Origin of the sequence: Paenibacillus vini (assembly GCF_018403325.1) — a bacterium.
In the GTDB taxonomy this organism is placed as follows: Bacteria; Bacillota; Bacilli; order Paenibacillales; family Paenibacillaceae; genus Fontibacillus; species Fontibacillus vini.
Genome location: NZ_BOSL01000006.1, coordinates 168,659 through 189,287, shown reverse-complemented (window position 1 = coordinate 189,287; position 20,629 = coordinate 168,659). Strand labels below are relative to the sequence as shown.

Annotated in this window: 21 protein-coding genes; 2 read left to right on the top strand and 19 right to left on the bottom strand. The window is 44.7% G+C overall.

Features of this window, described 5'->3' with window-relative positions:
• Positions 1 to 13: 13 nt before the first annotated feature.
• From KJS57_RS11475 to KJS57_RS11415, 13 genes are all read right to left on the bottom strand, one after another.
• Positions 14 to 559, bottom strand: a complete 546-nt coding sequence (locus KJS57_RS11475; protein ID WP_213654885.1) for a nucleoside/nucleotide kinase family protein — start codon at positions 557 to 559, stop codon at positions 14 to 16.
• 61 nt (positions 560 to 620) lie between these two features.
• Positions 621 to 1,037 (bottom strand): NUDIX hydrolase, encoded by a 417-nt coding sequence (locus KJS57_RS11470; RefSeq protein WP_213654884.1) that lies wholly within the window; start codon positions 1,035 to 1,037, stop codon positions 621 to 623.
• 62 nt (positions 1,038 to 1,099) lie between these two features.
• Positions 1,100 to 1,582 (bottom strand): GNAT family N-acetyltransferase, encoded by a 483-nt coding sequence (locus KJS57_RS11465; RefSeq protein ID WP_213654883.1) that lies wholly within the window; start codon positions 1,580 to 1,582, stop codon positions 1,100 to 1,102.
• Between the two features lie 86 nt (positions 1,583 to 1,668).
• Positions 1,669 to 2,244: a dihydrofolate reductase family protein gene (locus tag KJS57_RS11460; protein ID WP_213654882.1), complete on the bottom strand. Its 576-nt coding sequence runs from the start codon at positions 2,242 to 2,244 to the stop codon at positions 1,669 to 1,671.
• 16 nt (positions 2,245 to 2,260) lie between these two features.
• Entirely contained in the window at positions 2,261 to 2,836 is a 576-nt protein-coding gene (locus KJS57_RS11455) for a histidine phosphatase family protein (protein WP_211021173.1), read from the bottom strand.
• 83 nt (positions 2,837 to 2,919) lie between these two features.
• The gene (locus KJS57_RS11450; RefSeq protein ID WP_211021172.1) at positions 2,920 to 3,426 is read right to left on the bottom strand and encodes a nucleoside deaminase; all 507 of its coding nucleotides are present in this window, start codon (positions 3,424 to 3,426) and stop codon (positions 2,920 to 2,922) included.
• 388 nt (positions 3,427 to 3,814) lie between these two features.
• Complete coding sequence (locus tag KJS57_RS11445) at positions 3,815 to 4,831, bottom strand: ABC transporter substrate-binding protein (protein ID WP_213654880.1); 1,017 nt, start codon at positions 4,829 to 4,831, stop codon at positions 3,815 to 3,817.
• A gap of 51 nt (positions 4,832 to 4,882) precedes the next feature.
• Positions 4,883 to 5,944 (bottom strand): ABC transporter ATP-binding protein, encoded by a 1,062-nt coding sequence (locus KJS57_RS11440; RefSeq protein ID WP_213654879.1) that lies wholly within the window; start codon positions 5,942 to 5,944, stop codon positions 4,883 to 4,885.
• Positions 5,945 to 5,978: 34 nt separating this feature from the next.
• Entirely contained in the window at positions 5,979 to 7,634 is a 1,656-nt protein-coding gene (locus tag KJS57_RS11435; protein ID WP_213654878.1) for an ABC transporter permease, read from the bottom strand.
• Between the two features lie 33 nt (positions 7,635 to 7,667).
• Positions 7,668 to 8,741, bottom strand: coding sequence for an ABC transporter substrate-binding protein (locus tag KJS57_RS11430; RefSeq protein ID WP_213654877.1), 1,074 nt, complete (start codon positions 8,739 to 8,741; stop codon positions 7,668 to 7,670).
• A gap of 201 nt (positions 8,742 to 8,942) precedes the next feature.
• On the bottom strand, positions 8,943 to 10,208 hold the full coding sequence (gene ulaA, locus KJS57_RS11425; protein WP_213654876.1) for a PTS ascorbate transporter subunit IIC: 1,266 nt from the start codon (positions 10,206 to 10,208) through the stop codon (positions 8,943 to 8,945).
• Between the two features lie 61 nt (positions 10,209 to 10,269).
• Positions 10,270 to 10,563 carry a PTS sugar transporter subunit IIB gene (locus tag KJS57_RS11420; protein ID WP_213654875.1) on the bottom strand — a complete coding sequence of 98 codons (294 nt, stop codon included), beginning with the start codon at positions 10,561 to 10,563 and terminating at the stop codon, positions 10,270 to 10,272.
• Positions 10,560 to 12,635 (bottom strand): BglG family transcription antiterminator, encoded by a 2,076-nt coding sequence (locus KJS57_RS11415; protein WP_213654874.1) that lies wholly within the window; start codon positions 12,633 to 12,635, stop codon positions 10,560 to 10,562. Before KJS57_RS11415 ends, KJS57_RS11420 begins: the two co-directional genes overlap by 4 nt.
• Before the next feature lie 288 nt (positions 12,636 to 12,923).
• Between KJS57_RS11415 and KJS57_RS11410 the strand changes: the two genes are divergently transcribed.
• Positions 12,924 to 14,483: a histidine kinase N-terminal 7TM domain-containing diguanylate cyclase gene (locus tag KJS57_RS11410; protein WP_213654873.1), complete on the top strand. Its 1,560-nt coding sequence runs from the start codon at positions 12,924 to 12,926 to the stop codon at positions 14,481 to 14,483.
• Between the two features lie 232 nt (positions 14,484 to 14,715).
• On the opposite strand, the gene KJS57_RS11405 is transcribed toward KJS57_RS11410, so the two are convergent.
• The 4 genes from KJS57_RS11405 to KJS57_RS11390 all read right to left on the bottom strand — a co-directional run bounded on the left by KJS57_RS11405 (position 14,716) and on the right by KJS57_RS11390 (position 18,205).
• A complete protein-coding gene (locus tag KJS57_RS11405; RefSeq protein WP_213654872.1) occupies positions 14,716 to 15,594 on the bottom strand; it encodes a phosphotransferase in 879 nt (292 codons plus the stop codon).
• A gap of 21 nt (positions 15,595 to 15,615) precedes the next feature.
• Positions 15,616 to 16,095, bottom strand: coding sequence for a DinB family protein (locus tag KJS57_RS11400; protein ID WP_213654977.1), 480 nt, complete (start codon positions 16,093 to 16,095; stop codon positions 15,616 to 15,618).
• Positions 16,096 to 16,649: 554 nt separating this feature from the next.
• On the bottom strand, positions 16,650 to 17,432 hold the full coding sequence (locus KJS57_RS11395; RefSeq protein WP_213654871.1) for a nucleoside phosphorylase: 783 nt from the start codon (positions 17,430 to 17,432) through the stop codon (positions 16,650 to 16,652).
• A 281-nt stretch (positions 17,433 to 17,713) separates the two neighbouring features.
• Positions 17,714 to 18,205, bottom strand: a complete 492-nt coding sequence (locus KJS57_RS11390; RefSeq protein WP_213654870.1) for a cysteine hydrolase family protein — start codon at positions 18,203 to 18,205, stop codon at positions 17,714 to 17,716.
• A gap of 118 nt (positions 18,206 to 18,323) precedes the next feature.
• Between KJS57_RS11390 and KJS57_RS11385 the strand changes: the two genes are divergently transcribed.
• Positions 18,324 to 19,256 (top strand): helix-turn-helix transcriptional regulator, encoded by a 933-nt coding sequence (locus KJS57_RS11385; protein WP_213654869.1) that lies wholly within the window; start codon positions 18,324 to 18,326, stop codon positions 19,254 to 19,256.
• Positions 19,257 to 19,660: 404 nt separating this feature from the next.
• On the opposite strand, the gene KJS57_RS11380 is transcribed toward KJS57_RS11385, so the two are convergent.
• Both KJS57_RS11380 and KJS57_RS11375 read right to left on the bottom strand, forming a co-directional pair.
• Positions 19,661 to 19,825 carry a hypothetical protein gene (locus KJS57_RS11380; protein WP_211021160.1) on the bottom strand — a complete coding sequence of 55 codons (165 nt, stop codon included), beginning with the start codon at positions 19,823 to 19,825 and terminating at the stop codon, positions 19,661 to 19,663.
• Positions 19,826 to 20,085: 260 nt separating this feature from the next.
• Positions 20,086 to 20,580, bottom strand: coding sequence for a DUF4362 domain-containing protein (locus KJS57_RS11375; RefSeq protein WP_213654868.1), 495 nt, complete (start codon positions 20,578 to 20,580; stop codon positions 20,086 to 20,088).
• Between the last annotated feature and the right edge of the window lie 49 nt (positions 20,581 to 20,629).

The window sequence follows — 20,629 nt, the reverse complement described above, 5'->3', positions numbered from 1 at the left end:
TATTTTCTTTGATTTAACTTTCGGTCTTATTTATTTCATCCAAAATAAGCTTAATAATCTCGTCTGTATGTAAAGCCCCATCAATAACAACGTCTGAATTAGGTTTTGTTGTCTTTAACATACTTTCATACCCGATTCTTCCCCGGGATAGATAATTACTTAATTCATCCATTATTACTTCTGTATTTATGTTTCTAAAATCTCTTAATAACCTTCTTGCCATAGCTATATCTAGAGGTGTATCTACAAAGACAGTCAAATCAATGGTCTTCAAATCATGGTGTAGTCTTGAAAAAGGATAATCTATTAATATGTACCTCACATCACTGGAGTTTATTAGGCTATTTACATCAGTTACGATCGGTTCGATGCTCCACTCGTTACAATCTGCTCCCCGCTCAACCCAATCTATAATATCCTCTGGTCCTTCAACATTATAATCATCGAAATAAAGAGCTTTTGAATTGTTCAACACTTGATTTAAACGCGAAGTAATCGTAGTTTTTCCTCCACCAGAAACCGCAGCAATAGCAATTATTTTTGGTTTTGAATCAATCATTATATAATCCTCCCGCAAGACAGATATTTTAGCGCAAATCCGACATCCTTAGAAAGTATTATTAAATTAAATCAGGCATCTTCAAAACATTGTGTTTATTAAAATCTTCAATTATTGCCTTTGGAAGATACTGAGTTACTTCAGATTTTGTAGCCCACATATATTCACTATGTTCAGTCGAGAGAGTCACTGCACTTTGATTTGTTCTGCAAAGATAAGATAGTAGAACAATTTGTCTATTCGGATCGGTTAGAAAAGTTACAGCGTATATTAATTTTTCAACACTCACCTCAATTCCAGCTTCCTCTTGAATCTCGCGAACTAAAGCAGTTTCTAAGTCCTCACCAAATTCCACTTTTCCCCCAACCGTCTCCCATTCCCCTGGACCAACTTCATCCGTTCCAGAACGTCTCAAAATCAAAATCTTTCCTTGATTTACTATGACAGCTTTCAAAGCTACTACAATTTTGTTCTCCATCATTTCCCCCACATGCATTTCTAATGGATATTTCTTCCCCATAGGCTGTAAAAAAGGAACGCTCAAACTAAATTTTTTATCATATGGATGGTTATGAATTTCTTTGAACCTATATCATGAATTTTCATATCGAATGGTTTGAAGCCGCTTTTTGAATAAAAGGCCAGCCCTCGTGAATTCGTACTATGACAGGCTAATTTCAGCTTCTCAGTTTTCAATGTATTTTTGGCTTTTTCGCTCATTACATTTAATAAATATTGAGATGCTCCCTTCCCCCTGCTTTCTGGTGAAACAATTACGTTTCCTAGCCAAAAACTATTCTCTTCAAGCTCATCCGCATAAATATTAGCGTAGGCCACTACTTCATTCTTTGCATCCTCTAAAATGACAGTCGGTTCAAATCTATCTTTAGCTAAATTCATAATTTGGTCTGGAGTTAGAGGATAAACAAATCTCGGACTCATATAAAATAATTCTTCTTGTGACTGAGGAAATAAACAAATCGTCTCTAAATCTCCTATTTCAAGACTTCTGTGTAGATACATAATATCAACTCCTTTAGACGGTTTCTACGACTCGACCCAGCCTTAGATAGCTCCTATCATAGGCTGGGTCGTGTTGTTGTCTGAGCTCATCTTATCGTCTGGTAAACGAGACCTATGGCACCAGAATCAAAGGTCTTGTTTTCGATAAGTTTAAGATTGATCTTCTCCTTGAGACCTTGGAATAACGGCAAACCGCTGCCGATCAAGACGGGAGAAACCGTAATTTTATACTCATCTATTAAATCAAGCTGCATAAGGTAGTGTGCAAACCTTGGACTGCCGAGAATGACCATATCCTTGCCTGGCTGCTGTTTGAGATTCTTGATCTCTTCCTCAACATCTTCTTTCACCAGTCTGGAATTGTTCCATTCTACGTTCTCCAGCGTCGTGGAAAAAATGACTTTGTCTGTCTTCTCGATCCACTCGGCATGATTGCGTTCATGCTCCGAAGCTGCTGGATTCGAAGGCACGGAAGGCCAGTAACTGTACATCATCTGATAAGTCCCGCGTCCCCAAAGGACCGTGTCGGCAGTACTCAGAATTTCCTTAGCGTGTTTTTCCAAGTCAGCATCGTAGGAAACCCAACCAATGTCCATTTCACCGTTCGGCCCTTCAACAAAGCCATCAAGCGATGAATGCAGAAATAAAACGAGTTTTCTCATGTTCAATTCTCCTTTTTTATGAAAGATCATCATTCCACAATCTGGTTACTTCTTTTAATGCTAAATCCTCAAATTGCATTTTATAGATATCCGGTTTCGTTAATTGATTCAAAAAATCCAAGCCATAAGCCGGATCAAAATGATTCATCATCAAAGTCATTACAAGACCGTGGGTTCCGACAGCTATTTTCTTCCCTCTATGCTCATTTAGTATCGGTTTTAGAATTGCGATTGCTCTATTCTGACACTCAGCATTAGACTCTCCACCCATTAAGGTATAGTCAGGGTCATTAAAACTCTCTCGGATACTAGACATTAACTCTGCATTTTCAATAAGATCTGCGGCAAAATGACGCTCTCTAAGATCTTCAAATATCTGAACCTCTTTGTTTAAATGCTTGGCCAATCCCTCAACACTAAGAATTGCCCGTGTATAAGGACTTGATATAATCATGTCTATTCCTTCACCTACAAGTAACTTCGTTACCTTTTCAATATCGGCCTTTCCTTTTGGGGTAAGCCCTCTTGTTCTTTCATTTCCTTCATTGTATGGTGATTCTCCATGCCTAACCATATAGATAATTGTCTTCATACCAGGCCTCCTTGAGAAGATTCATTAAAATAGACCGTGATTTCACCTGCTACAAATCGAATTCATACTATTCTTATTCTTCCTTATTTCGCTTCCCATTCTGTATTTACTATTCCACGTCTAATATTCCATTCTTTCAGCATTTTCCTTTGTTTATTCTCTAAATCCAGACTTGGTGATGCTATGTAATTGATTGTATTAAATTGATTTATGAAATGAGGGCCTTCTTTCATACGTCTTATTGCTCCATATTCATCATCATCCGCTGCCCAAACGACTTGTTTAATCCCTGATAGCAAAATAGTACACGTACACATGGGACACGGCTCGCAAGTTGTATATAGAGTCAAGTCGTTTTTCTTGAATCTTTTATTAGTTGTATCTAACAAGATGTGTCCGGCCTTTCTAATTGCATCCACCTCTGCATGTGCGGTGCAGTCCTCCTGCGTGAATACTCTATTTCTCCCTCTACTAACTACTTTGCCTTCGTTATCAACAATTACAGCCCCAATTGGGTATGTCCCTTCACTCTCTGCTAACGTTGCTTCTTCAAATGCTAATTCTAAAAATTTGAGATGATCCTTAATCATGACAATTATCCGTCCTTTGTTTTTATTGCATTGCAGTACTCTCAGATAACGTTCCCGCATCTGAGACACGATCCGGTCTTGTGGGAATAAATGCAACACGTTTAAGCCATCAACCTTGCTAAACAGTCCCATTTATACCCAATATACACCATACGTAAATTTGAGGAAACCGCAAAAAGAGCCTAGCTCACAATGACAGCCAGGCTCACGATCAATCTCTACCAATAAGCATTACATTCAATTTTCCACTCATATATTATCCTTCAATTCACTCCAAATCAGGTTTACAAAAACGCCCCAACCTTAGATAAATCTTTGGCTGGGACGTTTATCTTGAGCTTATTTTCTTATCTGGAAGATGGAGCTTGAGGCACATTGAGTAAAACGATTACCGCGCCCCCAGCACCTCGGTTGTCCATTTGTTAATCAAACGCTCACGGTTTTGGCCGGCCCAGTCGAGGTCGTAGGGGATGACGTTCAGCTTCTCCAGCGGAATGGCTTCCTCGGGCGCGACGGCATCGCGATTGGTAAGCTGCTGGTAGTTGCCGACCTGCTTGCCGAGCTCCTGGGCTTGCTTGGTCAGCGCCCAGTCGACAAATCGGCGGGCTTCCTCCTGGTGCGGGCCGCCCTTGATGATACCGACGGCACCGATCTCGTAGCCCGTGCCTTCCGTCGGGAATCCGATGATAAGGTTTTGGAAGCCCTCCTTGTAGAACTTCAGCGCGTCATGTGAGAACATGACCGCTGTCCCGACCTCTCCCATTCCTACGGTGCGTCCAGGGACACTGCCGGAGGTGGTGTAAATGACATTCTGCTGATGCAGCTTACGCAAGAAGTCAAACGCTTCGTCTTCGCCGAACAGCTGCACGAGAGTCGCTAGCATGGTATAGGCGGTTCCCGAGGAGCGTGGATCCGCCATCGAAATCATGCCCCGGTATTCCGGCTTCAACAGATCATACCACGATTGCGGAGCCTGCAGACCGACCTCCTGCAGCCAGGTTTTGTTGGAGACAAAGGCGATCGCTCCGACATATATGCCGGTCCAATACCCTTCCGGGTCGCGATATTCCGGCGGAATGGCCTCTACATTCTTGGATACATACGGCTCTAACAGACCTTCCGATTTGGCCTGGATGAACGTATCAGCCGGCCCGCCGAACCAGATGCTCGCTTTGGGGGAATTCCGCTCCGCCCGAATTCTCGACAGAATCTCTCCGTTCGACATGCGCACATAATTTACTTTGATACCGGTCTGCTTCTGAAAGGTCTCCATCGCCTTGATCGCATGATCCTCATACAATCCGGCATACACGGTCAGCGTGCCTTTGCTCTCCTTACCGCAGGCAGAAAGAAGAAATGACATCAGCAGGGAGAGCAGCAACGCGGATAGCGCTATTTTTTTCATGCAATCCCTTCTTTCTGGTGTGATGTCATTTCTTCAGATGGTGTGCAGAAGTTAAATTACATGAAGGGCGTCCTCCGCAAACTGCAGCGATACGGAAGAGCCGACCGAGTACACCTTCTCCTGAATCGGGTTATGCTCGGTAATCTGGAACATCTGGCCCTCGAACAGAACCTCGTATTCCTGGGTCTGGCCCATGAACACGCTTTTCTGCACGATGCCCTGATGGCTTGTGCCTTTAGCTAAAGTGACGGCTTCCGGGCGGATTACCACCGTCACGCGGTCCCCTGCTTTAAACCCATCACGGCGAATCCGCAGCACACCCGAAGCTGTCTCCACGAGCAGCCGGCCGTCTTCCGTTCCCTTGACGGTGCCTTCCAGGAAGTTGGCGGTTCCGATGAAATCAGCCACGAACTTACTCTTCGGACGCTGATAAATTTCCATCGGCGTGCCGACCTGCTCGATCTTTCCTTTATTCATGACGATGACCTTATCGCTCATGCTCATCGCTTCGCTCTGATCATGCGTTACATACACGGCGGTGATACCGATCTGCTGTTGAATACGGCGGATTTCATCCCGCATCACGAGGCGCAGCTTCGCGTCGAGGTTGGACAGCGGCTCATCGAACAGCAGCACGCCCGGCTCCATGACGAGCGCTCTGGCCAGTGCCACCCGCTGCTGCTGACCGCCCGACAGCTGGTTCGGCATCCGATCCCGGTAATCCTGTAGATTCATTATATCTAAGACGGATTCAATTTTCGAGATCATTTCGGATTTGCCCATTTTCTTGATTTTGAGACCGTAAGCAATGTTGTCAAATACATTCAGATGCGGAAACAGCGCATACGATTGGAACACCATCGTGCAGTCCCGGCGGTTCGGCGGAATTTGGTCCACCGCCTCATTTCCGAAGTAGATGTGACCTTCGGTGATGTCTTCAAAACCGGCAATCATGCGCAGCGTCGTCGTTTTCCCGCAACCGGACGGACCGAGGAGGGTGACGAACTCTCCTTCTCCGATCTCCAGGTTCACCCCGGAGACGGCGTAGGACTTCTCGCCTCTATCGTTCATGAAGGCTTTCGATATATTTTTCAGTGTGACGGATTTAGCCATTTTAACATACCTCCTTAAGGATGGGCGCGGTCGCTTATGCGGACCGCTCTTTGCCGCCCATCCATCTCACGAGCAAGTTTAACAGAATGAGCGCCACGATCATGATCAGAATCAGAATCGTACAGTAGGCGCTTGCTACACCGATCCGGCCGGCCTCAACCTGCGCCAGAATCGACGCGGTAATTAGATTGTACTTGGCCGAGATGAGGAAAATGACGGCGCTCATCGCGGTCATGCTTTTAACGAAGCTGTTCACGAGACCGCTGAAAAAAGCGGACTTGATGAGCGGCAGCACGACGCTCGTGAACACTTTGCTTCCACTGGCGCCGAGATTCGTCGCGGCTTCCTCGATGCTCGGATCGATCTGCTGCAGGGCCGCGACCCCGGAGCGGATGCCCACCGGCATAGAGCGAACTACGAATGCCGCAACGATAATGATGCCGGTTCCGGTCAGCGCTAACGGCGCTTTGTTGAACGCGAGAATGTACCCGATCCCGATGACCGTACCCGGTACGGCGATCGAGAGCATACTGATGACTTCCAAGGCTCTTTTACCGAAGAAACGTTTGCGGACAATCAGGAATGCGATAATCATACCCAGCAATCCTGCAATCGGCGTGGCGACAATGGCGAGCGTCAGCGTATCCTTGATCGCCTTCTGTCCTATAGAGAAAACATATTTGTAATGATCCAGCGTCAGGCTGTTGTTGATGCCCCACAGCTTGATGAACGAACCGATCGGTACAAGGGCATAGAAGGCAATAACGACGAACGACATGATCATACAAAATGTGAATAGTCCATGTTTAATCGCCCCGGACTCGATCATTCTCCGTTGTCCGGTAGGCTTACCTGTGACAGTAACGTAGCTTTTTTTGCCGACCCAGAAATTTTGCAGAATATAGACGATGATCGTCACCGTCAGCAGCACCATCGCCAAGGCAGCCCCGGCCTGCAAGTTGTAGCTTCCGACGGCCTGTAAGTAGATCTCTCTGGCTACGGTGGAGTAGTTCCCGCCGATCGTCATCGGGTTCCCGAAGTCCGCAAGCGACTGAACGAACACGAGCAGGAACGCGTTAGCGATTCCAGGGACGGACAGCGGCAGCGTGACGCTAATGAACGTCTTCAGCCGGCTGGCCCCCATGTTCTGACTGGCCTCCTCCAGCGAGGGGCTAATCGAACGCAGTAGTCCGGACAATGTCAGGAAGGCTATCGGGAAAAAAGAAAGCGTCTGTACAAGAACCAGGCCATGCAGCCCGTAAATATTCGCATTTTCAAGTCCCAGCAAGTTTTTCGTAATCAGCCCCTGCTTCCCGAGAAGCAGCATGGCGGATAAGGCAATGACAAACGGCGGTGAAATGACCGGCAGAATGGCAATGCCGTTAAAGAGCTTTTTGAACGGTACTTTTACATAAGCGAACGTATATGCAAAAACATACGCAATCACGGTGGACAACGTCGCCGTCAGGACGGCCAGCACGAGGGAGTTGACCAGGGCGTGGAATAATCCGCCCCCGGACAGCACCCGCTGATATCCTTGTAAGCCAACTTCGCCGGTGGACCCGACGAAGCTGGATTTTGCAATTTGGAATAGCGGATAGACGATAAAAACGAGTAAGCAGAGCATGACCAACACGATGAGAATCGGCAGGAGCGGCTCGCGCTTGAATCTCTTGAACATGGCGCTCATTCAAGCTCTCTCCTCTCTGAGTTCAAACTGATATTATTTCTTAACTTCGGCACTCCATTTGTCGATCAGGCGCTGACGCTCTTTACCGGCTTCAACGACGTCGTAATCGATCGTATTAATTTCAGACAGATTAACGGCTTGCTCAGGTCCGACCGCATCCGGGTTCGTCAGGTTCTGGAAGCTGCCTACGGTTTTACCCAGCTCTTGAGCGGCCGGGGACAGTGCCCAGTCTACAAATTTTTGCGCCAGCTCTTCGTTCTTCGTGTTCTTGATAATGCCGATCGAGCCGGTCTCATAGCCTGTTCCGTCCTCTGGGATCGTCATTTCAAGGCTGCTAAAGCCTTCTTCCTGGTACTTGATAATGTCGTGCGCGAACAGAATGCCTACGCCGGCTTCGCCCATACCGACCATCCGGCCCGGTGCGGCGCCGCTCGTCGTATACTGCTGAACCTGCGGATGCAGCTTCTTGAGGTATTCGAAGCCCTTCTCTTCGCTGCCCATTACTTTCAGCACCGTGTACATTGCGGTGTACGCGGTTCCGGAGGAAGCCGGGTCCGCCATGACGATTTCGCCTTTAAACGCCGGGTTCAGCAGATCTTCCCATGTCTTCGGGGCTTCTACGCCTTTTTTGGCCAAAAATTCTTTATTGGAAGCAAAGCCGACCGCGCCGACATAGACGCCTGTCCAATTGCCGTCCGCATCTTTATACTTCGCATCGATCTTCTCTGCAACCGGCGACTTGTACGGCTGAAGCAGTCCTTCCGAAGTCGCTTGCACGAAGGTGTCGGCCGGTCCGCCGTACCAGACGTCCGCCTGCGGGTTATCCTTCTCCGCCCGGACCTTGGCGAGGATCTCGCCTGCCGACATCCGGATCATGCTGGCTTCAATGCCCGTGTCCTCGGTGAACTTCTTGATCGCCGCGACCGCGTGATCTTCCTGGAAACCGATGTATACGGTCAGCTTGCCTTGCGGCTTCGCCGGAGCGGCATCCCCGCCTCCGTTAGCTGCTGGTGCAGCCGTGTTGCCGCCCGAAGATCCGCAGCCCGTAAACAGCAACGCGGCCATCGTTAAAGCGGAGATTGAGCTGATCCATTTTTTCTTTCCCATCTGTTATATCCCCCGTGTTTATGGCTTAATTATATTGGTTGCGCTTACAAACCTGTGAGTCCAAGTCTCTGCCACTTCTCACGGCAATAAAACAGACACACAAAACAGCCCGATTTCACCCTCTGATGAGGATGAGATCAGGCTCTCGTACTACTATTGTTTTTGAGGTGTAGCATATGTTTTCCGGGACGGGTACCGGCGTTATTGAAACCAGCTGAACAGCTGATGCACTAGCACCCCGATAACCGAGAAATCGCTGTCGGCAAAAGTCGCGCGCAAATATCCGAGGTTCGTCAGCAGCGGAATGAGGAATGCCGGCAGAATCGTAATGATGAATCCGTGGATCAAGGAGGATACGATCAGCCCTTTGCGGCCGCCGATTTGATAAGCGATAACGCCCGCCGCGCCGCCAGCGAAGAAATGCGGGATGACTCCAGGAATAATGACGGTATACTGCACCTGCAGCAGCACGACCATCGCCGCCAAGCCACCGGTGAAACTGAGCAGGAATCCGATCATCGCGGCGAACGGCGAAAATTTAAACAGCACCGGGCAATCCAGCGCAGGAATCGCGCCCGGTACGACCCGGTCGGCAATTCCTTTGAAGGCGGGCACGATTTCGGACAACAGCATGCGCACCCCTGCCAAGATAACGTAGCAGCCCCCTGCGAACCAGGTCGCCTGTATCAAGGACACGACGAGAATATGCCGTCCCGAGAACATCTCTTCGATCCCCCCGGGGGAAATGAACAACCCGGAGAAGAGGAACAGCACGAAGGTAAACACCGTAATGACAACCATATGATCCTGAAAAAAAGAGCGCAGCTTCTGCAGCCCCTTCGACTCCGGCGGCTCCGGTCCCTTTTTGAACCAGGAAGCGACGAACCCGCTCAGCACATAGCCGATACTGTTGAAATGTCCCACCGCAAAGTCATTGTTTCCCGTTACCCGCCGAATATATGGCTGAGAGATCATGGGCGCAAAGGACATGCACAAAGCCAAGACGATCCCTCCGGCAATGGCCACCTTCCATAGCGGCATCGACATCGACACGAGCACTCCCGCGAGGAGCGAAGCCATGAACAGCATATGGTGTCCCGTTAGAAAAATATATTTGATCCGCGTAAAACGGGCGATCATCAAGTGGACGATCATCCCAGCCAGCATAATGAGCGCGATCTCCTCGCCGTAATTAATCTGTGCGAGGGCCGTAATCGTCTCGTTATGCGGAATGATCCCGATGATTTGAAATCCCTTCTGGATCACCGCCGATAAATTGGATAGAGACGAGCCGGCGGCGTTCGCACCGATCTGAAGCAGCGTGTAGCCGAGCATCGTCTTGATCGTGCCGTGGATCAACCGCTGGAACGGCTGCTTCTGCAGCAGCAATCCGAGAAACGCGATTAACCCGAGCAGCAGGGCAGGCTCCCCAAGCAAACCCTTGCTGACCAATTGCGTTGCGTTCATGGGCAACCCCCGCTTTTGTCTGTAAGTTATATTCGTAATCCGCTCAATGACTCTAACAAGCCTAACCGGCCAGCCACTGTCTGAACGTTTCGCTGTCCAGCAGCTTCGCTTTCAAATATTGCCGGTCCGTAATATCGTCCAGGCCGATGATCTCGACCCTGCTGATCAGTTGAAGCGATTCCATAATATAATTGGAGCCGATGATCAGATCGGCATCAAAGGTGTCGACCGACGAAATGTCAGTATGCTCGACCCAGGCCTTGAGACCCCACTCTTTCAGGAGTGCCTCCACGTTCAGCCGAATCATCAGGCTGGTGCCGAGCCCGCTGTTGCAAGCTACGATGATTCTTTTCATTCGAAGCCCTCCTTCTCCCGCAGTCTCTGCCAAATCTCCCGACCGTCGCGCGAACTCTTAAGTTCCGCCATGAACGCATCATCGTTCAGCGCATCCAGCAGCGTGCCGAGCGCGGCAACATGCCGCTCCTTGTCCACCGCAGCCAGCGTGATGACAAACCAGACCGGCTGACCGGACGGCCCGAAGGCCAATTCCTCTTGAAAGGTCATGATGCTGAAGCCCGTGCGCTTCACGCACTCCGGCATGTATACGTGAGGAAAAGCCACGCCCGCACGGATGATGAACGGATGATTGTTGGTGGAGATGATCTCAATCAGCTTCTCTCCATAACTGATGTCCGTGACGCCTTGCTGCATAAGCAGCCGGTTCCCCTCGCGCACCGCGTTCTCCCAAGGCATACCCTCCGATCCGAGCGAGATCGATTCCGGGGCCAGCAGTGCGGTCAGGCCGTAATCTTCTTCGCGGAGTTCCTCTAATCGGCTGCCGCCTTGGAACAAATGCAGCAGTTCTTCCAGCAGCCGGTTCCGGTTGTGGATATGCGCGTTTCTTTCGACTACCTGAAAAATATCGTTCACCGCCTGCGCCGCCGCCGCAGCCGCCGCCGATTCGCCCGAAGGCGATACGCCCAGAAAGCTCGTGATCTGCTTTTGATCATCCTGGTTCAGCAGCGGCGATACTTTCATCCACGGCACCTGCAGGGCATGGCTGATCTCCATCGTGCTTAGGATGGCATCCGCTGTCTGTAACGTAATCTCCGCCGATTCCTTATACGAATAAGTGCCTACAATATCTACCTGCGTAAAAATCGCCGCAACCCGCCGCTTCAGCATCGCGGAGGTGCCGAGCCCCGAGCCGCACACGATCGCTACGCGCTTGCGCGTCGGAGCCTTCGGCGGAATGAGCCCGCTGCCGATATGGAACATGATATAGCCGACTTCGTCCCGATCGAACGTGACGGACCAAGAAGCCATCACCTCGTTGACAATCCGCTCCAGCACATTCAAGAGCGAGCCGTACTGGGCTTCGAGCTGTTCCATGAGCGGGTTCTTGGACTGCAGTCCGAATTTGGCCCGATAAATCGCCGGCTTCAGATGAATTACGAGCCCTTGAACGATCTGGTCGATCATTTGCAGCGGCCGACCGAGCTCTTGCTCGGTGCGCACAATGATCTGCTTGGCGAGATCGGCAATAACGAGGTCCTCTGCCGGAAGGCTCTGCTTCTGTGCGCCCAGAATATGCTGCGTGATATACCCGATCTCCGTGGCGGGCAGCTTCACTTGGAAATGCCGCTCAATTCGAGGGACGACCTCGGTCTTGACGAGTTCATACGCCTCATGGTCCTGTAGCTCGGACAGCGATTCGCGGTCCATCTCGATCGAATGCGTGCCCCTCAGCCGCTCCATCGCCATCAGCAAATGCAGAATCAGCGTGGAGTAACCGGCATCCGTAAATTGCACGCCCATTTTCTCCTCAAGCCGCTGAATCGTGTCGAACAGCATCGCCGCATCGTCGGCTTCGAACCAGTCCTTCCACGGCGTCATAGGAGAGTAATTCGCTCCCCGTTGATCTAGAATATATCGGAGCAGCTTGTCGTCCGTAATTTCCGACCGCAGCAGATGCAAATAGGCCCTTCGCTTCCGCTTCTCCGAGCCTTCGATATGCAGCTGCCCGCGGTCTCTGATCAGGGTCAAATCCCAGCCGGTCAGTCGCTCCCTGATTTCGTTCAAATCCTGCAACAGTGTATTCTTGCTGACCTTAAGCTCTTCCATGACCGTCTTTACGGACAAGCTCGTCTCCTGGAGCAGCTGCTTCATAAGCAGGCTGACCCTCTGTTCGGCATCCATGTAATCCGGCCGCTCTCCCATCTGGAGAGCCAGCTGTTCCGATTGCCCGGTCGCAAGCCGCAGAGAAACGCCGGCGGAGCGGTCTCGCACCAGGCTCACACCGCGTTCCCGTAGCCATTCTTCCAACTGCAGCAAATCCGCCCGCACCGTCCGCAGAGAGATCCCGTATTCATCGGCCATCTGCTGCAGCGGAATGTACTTGTCGCTCTCCATCAGATGCTTGACCATTCGCTGTTGCCTGCTTGATATCATCTATGATCACCCGAGTATTTAGTAAATTTGTATGCGCTATCATAACTATATAGGATGAACTATTGAATGGATGAAAGGGTCAAGTAGTTCAATATATATAATTATTGCATATTTAAAAAGCTAGATATAGAGCAAGCGCGAAAAAAAACGGCCGTTCATCCGAGCGCCCGGTGAAATCTGTACATAATTCAAGGAATACATTAACTTTTTTAATAAAAATGTTAATATGATATAGACAAATGATATGAAAAGAGGGTAGCACTATTGGAACCGAAAGTAGAGGCATATGTAACATTAGTTTGCACTTCGGTTGTATTGAACTTGTCTATACTAGCCTATACATATTGGAAGAGACATTATTATACGAATATATCGAAATTGTTCATGTGGTATACATTAACTTCCTTGATTTATTGCTTGGGTTATGCCTTTAGCTTAACATCCACATCATTAGAACAGCTTAGATTTTGGAATATTGTACAGTATTTAGGGTTGCCATTTTTCCCTCCGTTAGGGTTATTGTTTGTCATGCAGTATTTAGGTTACAAATTAGAGAGAAAAAGAACCATCGCTTTACTTGCATTTCCTCTTCTAACTTTAATAATCAATGTAACAAATAAATACCATCATTTTTACTATAGAGTATATGATATACATTCGGTGCTTGGAGTTCCATTTAGTGAGATTGAACGTGGAACATGGTTTGCTGTACATAATATTTACATTTGTTGCTGTATGTTAGCTGCGTTATTATTGTTGTGTTCACGCTGGAAGGAAACGGTTAGTGTATATAAACCTCAATTATTGGCCCTCATCTGTGGTCAATTGCTTCCAATAGTGACTGCATTTTTATTATTCATTGGAGTGACACCCGATGGTATCGATCCTGTACCCATGGTTTTATGGTTCTCTTCTGCTTTGTACCTCTGGTCTATTACTTCTTCTCGAATGTTATCCATTATGCCAATTGCGAAGGATACCATTTTTAATAATATGAGTGATGGTGTTTTTGTACTTAATGGTAGCTATCAATTAATCGAAGATAATCAAGCATGTAAAGATATGTTTAGTAAATTGGATCAATCCATGATAGGGAAACCTTTTGATCAAGTTTGGTATATGCTAACGGGTCAACCATTTCCTGTTCAACTAGATACGATATCAGATAAATTGAATACTACGATTCATCAAGCTAGTTTTGTTTATCAACTACGTATTTCGAAACTTCAGCAATCAAATAGTAACTCTGGCTTTCTAATTATATTTACGGATATAACTGCGCTACATACTTTACAACAAAAGTTAGAGCACCAAGCCTATTATGATGAGCTAACACAATTATTCAATCGTCGTGCCTTTTTTCAACAAAGTGAGCAAAGTTTAATGACAGCAAAAGCATCCTTTACGATTATTCTATTTGATATTGATTATTTCAAACAAGTGAATGACACTTATGGACATCAAATCGGAGATCAAGTACTAGTACATGTGGCTCAAATATGTAAGGCTGAGCTGAGAGAACATATGCTATTTGCTAGATATGGCGGTGAAGAATTTGTACTCGCTTTAACTGGTTATACCCTAGTAGAAGGGGAGAATTTCGCTAATCATCTAAGATTTTGCATCGAACAAAAGCCTCTAGTTAATAATGAACAAGTTGTACAGGTTACCTCCAGTTTTGGAGTATCTGAAACGACAGGAGCTATGGAGGAAACAATCTATCAACTTCTTCGAAAAGCTGATGAAGCACTTTATGCTGCCAAAAGAGCTGGTCGAAATCAAGTACAGGTTTTTACTGAAAAAGCCACATCGACCATTACATAGAACTCATCTACTCATTCACAATAATAAAGAATCAACTAAAAGGACACTGACTTCAGTTCAGTGTCCTTTTTCGTCCTCTATAACTCAAATCATAGATTACTGGAGTTTGAGTTCCAGGGTAATAAATATCAGCATATATTGATGATTGCTTAGTCCCTTTATAGACTTTAGATTCATATATGGTTTTCATGATCTTACTCCTTTCTCCCTTTCTCAGCTAACGTCTCCGTGTTCACGACGTACCAACATCTATACATAATTGTTTCCAATATTCCCATGCCTGTATATATTCCTTTAAATCATTCGGATGATGACGCACACTAAGCCCTATTCGACAATAAAGCTGGATCAAAGTTTCCTCAATCAATCTCGTTCTTTCAATATTTCCATGTTCAAGTAAATCCGCTGCGGCAAACAATGTGTCAGAATTAATATCGTCCGGCGAAGAACAAAATGCATATAGAAAATCATATACGATGGGTCCCACCATTAGTGATGGATCAATCACACCAATTAATGTTTCATTATTATAGACGAAGTTATGAACTCCAGTATCACCGTGTAGCAAATATTTGTTTCCTTGCTTTGAATCATCAAAAAATAGTTTGCTAGCTTTTAATTTAACGTAATTATAGTCTTCTGTTGATAATACATTCCTCAGATTCATCCTTGCTTCATCAATACTTATTTCATTAAATTCGTTCCATGTCTTTCGTGGGTATTCTATCCTTCCCCATGTACTTGTTTCTTTATGTTCCACGTATTTATTGAGTAATTCCATTATCAATATTTTCAACCAACTACTCTTTGGACCACGATTAATATGAGTTGTTCCATCAAGAAATGTATAAACAAAATACGAACTGTCTTCGGCTGAAAAAAGGACTTTTGGCAATAATACTGAGTGCTCATAGGTATGAAGCAGTTGTTCAACTAATCCAATTTGGCTTGGATTATCAAACTTTAAGATATATTTATATTCATTCTTTGATTCTAATCTTAAAACTAATCCTGAGGTTGTTCCTGATAGTCTTTGAAAACTTACAATCTGATCATTAATTTTATGTTTCTGAAATAGAAAATTAATTGATTCGATAGTTGGCTCAATCATTGTAGGCTCCCTTACTTTACGTTAAATATCGAATAACCCTCTGCCAATCAAATTTGCATTAACCGGTTTCTTTCCAATCTCTCGTGACCATATAGATAATTGGCCGCTGTGGTGAATCTCGTGTGCTATCACATGCCGCATAACTTCACCGTATTTATGGGGCTCTCTCTCCCCTTCATCCGTGATATCTATCATTATGCAGTCTTCCAAGCTGTCATCCCAATCATACACAAATGGAGCAAGTTCCTTGTGACAACGGGCGGAAAAATCTTTTACCTGCTGTAAGCTGGCCACTTCCTTGAATGGAGGGATATCAATCGCTTTTCCTTGTATTCCACCGCATATCCATCCATACTCGACTGCCACAACATGATATAGCGTGGGAAGGATGTATCCAATACCGCCGGTGCGTTTTTTTAGCAATTCTTCCTCACTCACAGTTTCACACCAATCAAACCAATCTCTGCGAATTTTCCAGTTATACTTGAATAATTTTAACATGCAGTAGCCCCCTAAAACTTCGTTGATGATCATACTATTCACGATAATTGTGTTCTCCTGCTCTTTAGTTTAGCTCCCAAACTAATCTGAATAATATTTATATAAATGCTCCTTTTAGAATGCTTTCACATCAGCTCTTCGGAAGTTTCGCAAAACGTTCTTGTATTCACGAAATGACCCAGCCTTAGATAGCTCTTATCTTGGGCTGGGTCGTTTGTTGTCTGAGCTGCTTTCATGATTATACATCTGACAACCAAGGGGCGGTAGCTCTAAAGCGTGAATAAGGCGTTATATGATGTCACAGGCTACTATGATTAGTCGCTCACCAATTCCTTACATATTCTAATTGTTTTAGAATCATATAACTGTTTGAATTTAGTTTTTCTATTGGTTCATCATTGTTCCAACTACTCGTACTATTCCTTTACTGCATCTACAATGAGTGGCACAAAACCTAATTCATTATTCTAGATGCCCCTACTATAATTCTAATTGGTTCTTTAATTTCTTCATCATGGATCATATAATCATTCCTTTGCTATCGGGTGGTTTCATTATAAAGAACAACATATACGTAATGATATTTCTACAAGGTTTTCTCTTATTTCTGATCTGCTATTCCAACTTCGACTGTCCCATTCGACACCACTTAAATCATCACCGCCATACAAGATAATACCTAATTTTACATTTCTAAATTGTGAAACAGCCATAAATGCTGCTGCTTCCATTTCTACAGTTACACACCCTTCTGCTTTCCGTAACTCAACCTTTTCTTTAGTCTCTCTATAAAATGAATCGGTCGTCCAAGTTTTTGCCTTTATATACCTAATATTATGTATATTAAAATCGTCCTCTATGATTTTTAATACGTCTAGATTACATTCAATTTCTCTTGATGGCTTAATGTAATGGTATGAGACACCTTCATCTCTCACTGCAGAAACTGGTACTATTACATGCCCAACAGCAATGTCTTTTTTTAATACACCTGCACCACCACAAACTATAAATTTCTGAAAACCATAGGCTATCAGTTCTTCTAAGAATCCTGCTGAACCTGCAGCTCCTAAATACCCCAAAGTAATATGTACTTTTTTTCCTTGATAATATGCTTCATATATTGGCAAATCTACCGTCTCGCAATGTAAACACGCAACTTCTTTCAACTTTTCCTCCGTTTTCATTTTTTCAATTACATCTCTAAAAAAAGTTATTACACAGTATTCAAATTCTTCTTTTGGTTGGATAAAATTAGTTGCCTCTATTATTGCAACACGTGTTTCATCAAATTCCAATATCGGGAATTCTTTGCTATCAATTTTTTTGCTCTCCATCTCCACTTACCTCCAAAGTAATTTAAATTTTTTTATTATTTCTTTGCGGCTACTAGGTCCTTAGCAGAAAAAAAAACGTTGTCGCAGCGTCTGGATATTTTCCCCAAACAATAGATTGTAGCCTGACAAGACAATATGCAGGCTAAAAGCGTTTACAGTATCATACGACAGGAACAGTGCGAACAGCAACCACGCAGGTCGCACGACATTGACCACCGATAAATGAGAAAGCGGCGGGCGATAAACCGCCCGCCGCGCTATGCAATTAATATGGAAAGAGCTTAAATTAATAGGTCATTCAAACAAATAATTTTACTACCCTTACTTTCATAATAACGTAGCATTTCGTCAATTTTCCTTTTATCATAACTAGTAACGCTATCTGATAGCACAGTAACGCCATAATTTGCTTTGCGTAAGTTGTAACAGGTTGATTTAACACAAGCAACAGCATCTGCTCCTGCTATGTAGAAATCACATATTTCATTTTCACTAATATAGTCTGTAAATTCTTCACAGCTTAATGCGTTTCCTTTGAATTTTGTAAAAACATTTTTTGATACTATTTTCAAGTCTGAAGCTAATTCAGACCCATATGTATTGGGTTTAAAAGTCCTTGTGCCGGCTGATAAATTTTCATGCCTTATATAAATAACATGAATATTATTATTGACTGCCCAATCAATAGCTTTATTGATATTGCCAATAACATCCTTGTAATTCTTAGTTATGTCATTTTGAATATCGATTATTACTAAGGCTTTATTCTGCATAGTGTGTTTCCTCCTGATAGTTGATTTGTTTTCTTTTTTTATTGTACTTTGCAATTGTTGACAACAGTATGGCAACAATTCATAATGCCAACAAGAGACTTTGGAAGGCGGCTATCAGATGAAAGTTGACAGGCTTGTTAGCATTATTATGATACTCCTAGATAAAAAGCGTATAGGCGCACAGGAGTTAGCAGATATGTTTGAAGTTTCACCCCGCACAATCTACCGCGACATAGACACTATCAACATGGCGGGTATTCCTGTTCGTTCAACATCGGGAGTGGGCGGCGGCTTTGAAATCATGCAAAAATACAAGATGGATAGAAAGGTTTTTTCGACTGCCGACCTTTCCGCTATCTTGATGGGACTTTCCAGTCTTTCCAACATGATCCGGGGTGATGAACTGGTAAACGCCCTTGCGAAAGTCAAGAGTTTTATCCCCGCCGACAGAGCGAAAGACATTGAATTAAAAGCAAATCAAATATATATAGATTTAAGTCTGTGGATGGGCAACAGGAACATACAACCGTATTTAGAAATTATCAAAACAGCTTTACAGGAAAGCAAGCTACTTTCGTTTGAATATGCAGACCGCTACGGAAATCAAACCGCACGAACAGCCGAGCCGTATCAGCTTGTATTGAAAAGTAGTCATTGGTATTGGCAAGGGTATTGCCATAAAAGAAATGATTTTCGCTTATTCAGGCTATCCCGCACATCAAACCTACAAATACAAGAGGAATCGTTTACGCCACGAGATTATCAAAAACCGCAGTTAGATTTCACTGAAATTTTGGCAACTATGCAAACAAAAATCAAAATTCGTATTCATAAATCTGTCATGGACAGGGTACTTGATTATTGCACTTATGAACACTTTTCACCAGACGGTGCTGAGCATTACATTGTTAGTTTTCCTTTCATAGAGAACGAATACTACTACAATATTCTTTTCAGTTTTGGGGATAAATGCGAGTGTTTAGAGCCGTTACATATCCGCACAGAAGTGAAGCGTAGAATACATGACATAGCTACCATATACGAAAGTTAATACATGGAATAAGACAAAAAAGACAAACGAGTTGCCTTGCCCTTTTCATTCAGTGAAACACCTTCAAACTGCTCAAAGAGTTGTTCCGGTTGTTCCGGTTGTTCCGGTTCTGTCTTTAACTTGTTCTTGCTAGGTTTGCGTATAACGTTGTTGTATTCACGAAACGCCCCAGCCTTAGATATATCTTAGGCTGGGGCGTTTGTTGTTTGAGCTTCTTCCACGATTAGACAACTGGCAACCAAAGGGCGATAGACCTCTAGAGTGAATACGGTGTTATGCGATGCCGATGACCTCTTCGAAACCATACATCATAGCATTATTTTCTTTGTCTTATTGGCATTCGTTCAGGAAGAAAAAAACCAAAAGAATCTAGACCTATATTCACAAAAAACTTCCAACTTATCTCAATTATCTTCAGAGTTTTTTGTTTTTCTAAACTCATTTATGATCAAATCAAGCCGCTCAATTATTCGTTCATCGTTATCTAGTTTTTTCTTAGTATTAATTTCAATTCTTACAAGTGTAAAAAGAAAGGCTAGTCCAATTAATACTGGAAAAACAAATTCCACTACAAACTCTCCCTTCATTAATTTGATTCGCTCTTCTCAATCAGTATTTCAGGGGTATTGCATAACGGTTCCGTGTTCACGACGTCCCACCACCCTAAAGGAACGAAGTGACTGGCCGCGATGCGGTTGGCTGGTGCGGATGTGTCGCCAGAATCAGTTCCTCTGAATCCATCTGGCGACCGAGGGACGGCGAAGCCGGCCCGATACGTGAACACAGTGTTAGATGATGTTACCGCCTTCTTTGAAATGTATACACTACATTATTTCTTGACTTCTTCTATAAATAGTATGTAATATTCCTTATTATCTTCATCACTGAATCCAATATCATCTTTGCATGAAGTTAAAAAGTATTCCGTTCCATACTGGTCCCCCCGAGAACCAGTTCTTTTCCCTAAGTTAGTACAACTTGTTTTCCTAATTCTCTGTCCTCCACCAAATGCATCCCAGGTATTGTCGTAAGTAAACAATATCTTCTTCCCATCATAAACAAGATCCACATAAATCGGATCCCCTTCATCAGTGTAACGAGCAATTGTTACTTTGTTAGTTTTTTTGTTCTGGTAATCTTGAAAGAAGTTTTCTAACAAGTCAACATTCGCTACTCCTGATGGTCCAGCAACAACATAACCTCTCTTCTCTGCTTCAGGATATGATAAATCAGTATGTTGGGATTTAGGTTCATTTAGGTTAGGTTGCGAACTACAAGATGACAGAAGTATTAATATGGTCATCAAAAATATAATTCGGTTCATATCTTTTTCACCACCAAAAAAAGAATAATAAATAACTGTATTGCGGGTT

What these genes read in the sequence shown, in the direction of transcription:
- KJS57_RS11390 (WP_213654870.1), bottom strand. Translation starts at nt 18,205, where the DNA reads ATGCAGAATAAAGCCTTAGTAATAATCGATATTCAAAATGACATAACT.
- KJS57_RS11415 (WP_213654874.1), bottom strand. Translation starts at nt 12,635, where the DNA reads ATGGTCAAGCATCTGATGGAGAGCGACAAGTACATTCCGCTGCAGCAG.
- KJS57_RS11455 (WP_211021173.1), bottom strand. Translation starts at nt 2,836, where the DNA reads ATGAAGACAATTATCTATATGGTTAGGCATGGAGAATCACCATACAAT.
- KJS57_RS11405 (WP_213654872.1), bottom strand. Translation starts at nt 15,594, where the DNA reads ATGATTGAGCCAACTATCGAATCAATTAATTTTCTATTTCAGAAACAT.
- KJS57_RS11460 (WP_213654882.1), bottom strand. Translation starts at nt 2,244, where the DNA reads ATGAGAAAACTCGTTTTATTTCTGCATTCATCGCTTGATGGCTTTGTT.
- KJS57_RS11450 (WP_211021172.1), bottom strand. Translation starts at nt 3,426, where the DNA reads ATGATTAAGGATCATCTCAAATTTTTAGAATTAGCATTTGAAGAAGCA.
- KJS57_RS11385 (WP_213654869.1), top strand. Translation starts at nt 18,324, where the DNA reads ATGAAAGTTGACAGGCTTGTTAGCATTATTATGATACTCCTAGATAAA.
- KJS57_RS11440 (WP_213654879.1), bottom strand. Translation starts at nt 5,944, where the DNA reads ATGGCTAAATCCGTCACACTGAAAAATATATCGAAAGCCTTCATGAAC.
- ulaA (WP_213654876.1), bottom strand. Translation starts at nt 10,208, where the DNA reads ATGAACGCAACGCAATTGGTCAGCAAGGGTTTGCTTGGGGAGCCTGCC.
- KJS57_RS11475 (WP_213654885.1), bottom strand. Translation starts at nt 559, where the DNA reads ATGATTGATTCAAAACCAAAAATAATTGCTATTGCTGCGGTTTCTGGT.
- KJS57_RS11470 (WP_213654884.1), bottom strand. Translation starts at nt 1,037, where the DNA reads ATGGAGAACAAAATTGTAGTAGCTTTGAAAGCTGTCATAGTAAATCAA.
- KJS57_RS11435 (WP_213654878.1), bottom strand. Translation starts at nt 7,634, where the DNA reads ATGAGCGCCATGTTCAAGAGATTCAAGCGCGAGCCGCTCCTGCCGATT.
- KJS57_RS11420 (WP_213654875.1), bottom strand. Translation starts at nt 10,563, where the DNA reads ATGAAAAGAATCATCGTAGCTTGCAACAGCGGGCTCGGCACCAGCCTG.
- KJS57_RS11445 (WP_213654880.1), bottom strand. Translation starts at nt 4,831, where the DNA reads ATGAAAAAAATAGCGCTATCCGCGTTGCTGCTCTCCCTGCTGATGTCA.
- KJS57_RS11465 (WP_213654883.1), bottom strand. Translation starts at nt 1,582, where the DNA reads ATGTATCTACACAGAAGTCTTGAAATAGGAGATTTAGAGACGATTTGT.
- KJS57_RS11400 (WP_213654977.1), bottom strand. Translation starts at nt 16,095, where the DNA reads ATGTTAAAATTATTCAAGTATAACTGGAAAATTCGCAGAGATTGGTTT.
- KJS57_RS11430 (WP_213654877.1), bottom strand. Translation starts at nt 8,741, where the DNA reads ATGGGAAAGAAAAAATGGATCAGCTCAATCTCCGCTTTAACGATGGCC.
- KJS57_RS11375 (WP_213654868.1), bottom strand. Translation starts at nt 20,580, where the DNA reads ATGAACCGAATTATATTTTTGATGACCATATTAATACTTCTGTCATCT.
- KJS57_RS11395 (WP_213654871.1), bottom strand. Translation starts at nt 17,432, where the DNA reads ATGGAGAGCAAAAAAATTGATAGCAAAGAATTCCCGATATTGGAATTT.